The organism is Psychrobacter pasteurii (assembly GCF_900162815.1).
Taxonomy (GTDB): domain Bacteria; phylum Pseudomonadota; class Gammaproteobacteria; order Pseudomonadales; family Moraxellaceae; genus Psychrobacter; species Psychrobacter pasteurii.
In genome coordinates this window covers 1-561 of the sequence record NZ_FUGD01000189.1, presented here as the reverse complement: position 1 = coordinate 561, position 561 = coordinate 1, and the positions used below count along the sequence as shown (strand labels likewise).

Sequence of the window (561 nt, the reverse complement as noted above, 5' to 3'; positions counted from 1 at the left end):
GGTGAATTTATGAATTAAGTCTAATCTTGTGTTTTTGATTTTAGCGTGGATTGCTTTGACACGCTTTTTATTCTTAGCACGCTGGGCTACTGCTAATTTACTCGCCCATTTTTGCGTTTGCTTAATAGTTAGCTTGTCACCATTTGAGGTGGTTGCAGACTCTTTTAAGCCTAAATCAATACCAACGCTGCCCTTACCACTTACTTGCTTAGGAAAGTCTTTAACGGTGATACAGGCATACCAACGATTACGACTGTCTTGTACTATCTCTAAGGTGTTAATTTGATACAGGCTTAGGTTGTAGCTATCGAATACATCTATGATGAGCTTTTGACCTTTAGATAGGGATAGCTGTAGGGTTGATTTCAGTCCCTTCTTACCTGTCTGCCTTGTTTGCAAATACTTGATAGCAGATTTTTTAAAAGGTATCCAGCCCAGTGATTTACGTTTGGCATCAGGACGGTTGCTGCGCCAGCTAAGTTTGGCTTTTTTAAATTGTTTTCGGGCCTTGGCGTGTGTCTCATTGATAGCCTGTAAGGTCTGACTGTGTAATCCTAAATA

At 40.3% G+C, this 561-nt stretch carries 1 protein-coding gene; it reads right to left on the bottom strand.

Annotated features, from left to right (window positions below):
* Window positions 1-561 (bottom strand): transposase (locus A1232T_RS13250; protein ID WP_279625901.1); only part of this gene is annotated, 561 nt, incomplete at both ends.